The sequence below is a fragment of the Nocardioides sp. genome (assembly GCF_036401255.1).
Classification (GTDB): domain Bacteria; phylum Actinomycetota; class Actinomycetes; order Propionibacteriales; family Nocardioidaceae; genus Nocardioides.
On sequence record NZ_DASWVI010000266.1, the window covers coordinates 1 to 3,891 of the forward strand.

Annotated in this window: 4 protein-coding genes; 1 reads left to right on the forward strand and 3 read right to left on the reverse strand. The window is 74.1% G+C overall.

Annotated elements, in window-relative coordinates; translation table 11 throughout:
* From VGD85_RS12160 to VGD85_RS12170, 3 genes are all read right to left on the reverse strand, one after another.
* A partial coding sequence (locus tag VGD85_RS12160) for an AfsR/SARP family transcriptional regulator (protein WP_331063707.1) occupies positions 1 to 766 on the reverse strand: 766 nt, incomplete at its 3' end.
* Positions 767 to 785: 19 nt separating this feature from the next.
* Positions 786 to 1,775 (reverse strand): glycosyl hydrolase family 18 protein, encoded by a 990-nt coding sequence (locus VGD85_RS12165; RefSeq protein ID WP_331063708.1) that lies wholly within the window; start codon positions 1,773 to 1,775, stop codon positions 786 to 788.
* Between the two features lie 97 nt (positions 1,776 to 1,872).
* On the reverse strand, positions 1,873 to 3,009 hold the full coding sequence (locus VGD85_RS12170) for a DUF222 domain-containing protein (protein ID WP_331063709.1): 1,137 nt from the start codon (positions 3,007 to 3,009) through the stop codon (positions 1,873 to 1,875).
* A 354-nt stretch (positions 3,010 to 3,363) separates the two neighbouring features.
* Here VGD85_RS12170 and VGD85_RS12175 point away from each other — a divergent pair, with 354 nt between their 5' ends.
* Positions 3,364 to 3,792, forward strand: coding sequence for an NUDIX domain-containing protein (locus VGD85_RS12175; RefSeq protein WP_331063710.1), 429 nt, complete (start codon positions 3,364 to 3,366; stop codon positions 3,790 to 3,792).
* Positions 3,793 to 3,891 lie beyond the last annotated feature (99 nt).

Consider the following 3,891-nt stretch of genomic DNA (forward strand, 5'->3'; position numbering starts at 1 on the left):
CGGCGCCGGGCTCGAGGCCGAGCTCCTCGTCGAGGACGTCGCGGACCTGGCGCAGGACGGCCAGCGCGTCGGCCTGCCGGCCGGAGCCCGCGAGCGCCAGGGCCCGCAGTGCCCACGCGCGCTCGCGCAGCGGGTGCTCCCGGGTCAGGGCGTCGAGCTCTGCGGCGACGGTGGCGTGCAGACCGAGCAGGATGCCGAGCGCCGCGCGATCCTCGGTGGCGAGCACCCGGAGCTCCTCGAGCCGGGCGCGCTCGGCCTCGGCGGCGGGCACGTCGCCGAGGTCGGCGAACGGGACACCGCGCCACAGGGCGAGCGCCTCGTCGAGGGACGTGTGGAGGACCTTCAGGCCGGCGGCATCCGGAGAGCCCGCCGGCAGCGGTCGGCTGTGGCACAGGGCGTCCGCGAGCGGCGCGACCGCGCCGTGCGCGGTGGACACGGCGTGCTCGAAGGCCGAGGCATCGAGGTCGCCCTCGGGCAGGCGGAGCGCGTAGCCGGGCTGCTCGGTGACCAGCAGCGTCCCACCGCCGCGCGTGGTGCGTCCGGGTTCGAGGGCCCGGCGCAGTCCCGCGACGTACCCCTGCATGGTGCCGGAGACGCCCGGTGGGGGAGTGCCGTTCCAGACCAGGTCGGCGAGGGTGTCGACGGCCACGGCGCGCCCGCGGTGCAGCGCCAGCGCCGCGAGCAGCGCGCGCTGCTTGGGACCGCCCAGGCCCACCGCCCCGGAGGAGTCGGCGGCCACGGTCGTGCCGAGGACGCCGATCCGCATGGCCGCAGGATAGGGGCGTTCAGGTCAGGGTGTCCGCGGATCCGAGCCGCCAGACCGCGAGCCCGCGTACGCCGTACTCGCGCGCCAGGTCGACCCGCGCCGCGTAGGAGCGACCGTCGGACCACCACAGCACCGTCCCGTCGGAGAGCCGGGCGTGCCACTCGCCGTACTTCGCGCGCCAGCGGGCGGTCGCGTCGTGACGCTGCACCATGACCCGCGCCTGGCGGAGGGTGAGGCTGCGGCCCTTGGCGTCGGCGGGCCACACGTACCCGTAGCCGGCCACACCGAGCAGCACCTGGTCGGCCGGCACCACGGACAGCAGGGCGTCGAGCGCGTCGCGCTGCCAGGTCAGTGGGCCGATCGGTCCGGGGCGCGACCACGGCCCGTGCATGTCGTAGGTCATCACCGCGATCACGTCGGCCACCGCCGCGAGGCCGGCGAGCCGGTAGCCGCGGTCGCGGTAGGCGCGCACCGAGGTCGCCGCGCTGATGTCGATCGACACGGTCTTCTCGGCCGGCATCTCGTCCTGGAGCGCCTGCACGAGCGCGACCAGCCCGTCGCCGTCGGCGCGGCGCACGCCCTCGAGGTCGACGTTGACCGAGTCCCAGCCCTGCTCCACGACGAACCGTGCCAGCCGGCGCGCGACCGCCGCGATGTGGTCGGGGTCGGCGAGCAGGCGGTGCAGCGCCCTGCGGTCGAACGACTCCAGCCGGTTGCTGTAGTTGCTCAACAGCAGCTCGCCCTGGAGTCCGTTGCGGTGCGCGGCCCCCAGCAGTCGCTGGGCGTCCTGGTTCGGCCTCTGGACCCGGTCGCCGGCCGCGTTGATCGAGACCCCCGCGACGCTGAGCGTGCTCAGCCCGTCGGCGTTGCGGCTCACCAGCCAGTTCGGGCTGCCCTGGATGATCCACCCGGTCACCTCCAGGCCCTCCGGGCGCTGGGCCCGGGCGGGCAGCGGGGCGAGCAGGGCGAGACCGAGGGCGCCCGCGAGGATGCGGACCAGACGTGACATGGGCACAGCCTCCCACTCCGCCTCGTCTGGCCGGGCGCGGCGACCGGCTCCGGGCATGGGTGTGGCCCCGCCGGCCGTGGCCGGCGGGGCCGGGTGCTCAGGTATGTCGGGTGTAGGTGCGGCCGTGGGGGCTGGTCCAGGTGAACAGTCGGTGGCCGACCCGTTCGAGGCGCCATCCGCCCCGGGTCTTCAGGCGATGGTGGAATCTGCAGGCCGGCACGAGATTGCACGAACACGTCGGGCCGCCCTGGTCCCAGGGGTTCACATGTGTAGCCGGGCACCTCGAGGTGCTCACCCAGATCCAGCACCGGGCGGAGGCTGACGGGGCCGGTGGCGGTGGCGCACCAGCCCTCGACCTGGCCCACGAGCACATGGGAGCGGGTGTTCTCCACACCAGCCAGGGCTTCCTCGGACAGGTGGGCGTAGACGACGAGCTGCCTAGGCTTTGGGGCCGGCTTCGGCTCTGCGCCACTCTGCACGGGAGCATCAGGTCGCCGCGGGCCAGCGCCCCGGCGGCCATCGCCCGACGCACGTCCAACGTCTCAGCACAGCCCAGGTCGGCCAGTCGCTGCGCACCGACCGTGAGGGCGTGGTCGAGGTCGAGGGCGTCGGCCAGGTCCAGCTCCCCGCGCACGGTGGTGGTGCCCGCCAGGGAGGGGGTGTGGGTGTCGACGTCGAAGAACCGGCCCTCCGCGGCGAGCAGCCGGCGGTGCTCGGCCTCGACCGGGTCGAACGTCGCGCGGGCGGCCTCCACGGTCCGCTCCAGCTGCGCCCAGGTGAGCCGGTGCGCGACCGGGGCGAGGTGCCGGTCGACATGCTCGGCGCCCTCGAGGGGGAGCGACATCGTCTGGCGGGCGATCTTGCGGGCCCGCCACACCGCCACCTGCCCGGCCATCACCCGCTCCCACAGCCGCGGGAGGCGGTAGCGGACCTCGACCGCGTCGCCGAGGTAGTCGCGTCCCGCGTAGGTGGTCAGGCCGACGGCGAGGGCGAAGTCCGCGACGCAGAACTCCGCGACCAGCGGCGCCCCGGGCCCGGCGATCGCCAGCTCACCCTCGGTGCCCTCGACGGTGGCGGCGTCGTCGAGGTCGTCGACCGGATGGGCGGCCCACTCGGTGGCCATCTCGAACTGCGCGACCTCGGCGCCGGCCAAGACGCCGTGGTTGGCCTCCAGGGCAGCCAGCAGCACGCCGGGACCATCGAGGTCCGGGTGCGTGAGCGGGAGGGCTGCCATGGGACCTATCCCAGCACTCGCCGCCGACAGTCGAGGGCCCAGAACCCCTTGTTCCACAGGGCTCTGGGAACTTCGAAAGCAAAATCTTCCGGAGTCGTTCGGTGGGTGATGCCGGTAGCCGGAATCCCGGGTCTACGACGGTGACCACAAGCGCGACGACCACCCGCGACCGCCAGGTCCGTGATCGCGGTGACCACCTCGCGCTCGACCCCAGCGGGCGGCGACCACGTCCCCCGTTCTTCGACCACCGCGACCACAAGGGGCCCGCAGGCCGACGGGCAGCCGCCGGTGGTTTCGAGGCTCGTCGCTGGCGCTCCTCGCACCTGAACCATCGCCGCTCGATAGCGTGGCGGCATGCACCGGTTCGCCAGCGTCCTGCTCGTGGACCCGCGCGGGTGGGTGCTGCTGCAGGAGCGTGACGAGCACCCGGTAATCGACCCGGAGCGATGGGGCCTGGTGGGCGGTCACGTCGACCCGGGCGAGGAGTTCGAGGCCGCGGCGTACCGCGAGCTCGAGGAGGAGACCGGCATCCGGCTGGCGCGCGGCGCGCTGCGGCTGTGGCTGGACACCGAGGTCTTCCACGAGGCCTACGGCACCGTCGACACCATCCAGGTGTGGGTCGCCGCGACCAACCTGACCGACGCCGATGTCGTCGTGGGGGAGGGTCGGCAGATCGTGTTCGTCGAGCCCGCCCGGGCCCGCACCCTCGACCTGACCGCGTCCGCGAGCCGGATCGTCCCGGAGTTCCTCGCCTCGGACGAGTACGCCGAGCTCGCCGGGTGACGTCCGGGTGATCGCCGACGTCTCGCTGGCGGCCGTCGTCGCCGTGGCGCTCGGGCTGCTCGTCGGCGCGATCGTGCAGTCGGTCGTCGGGCTCGGCCT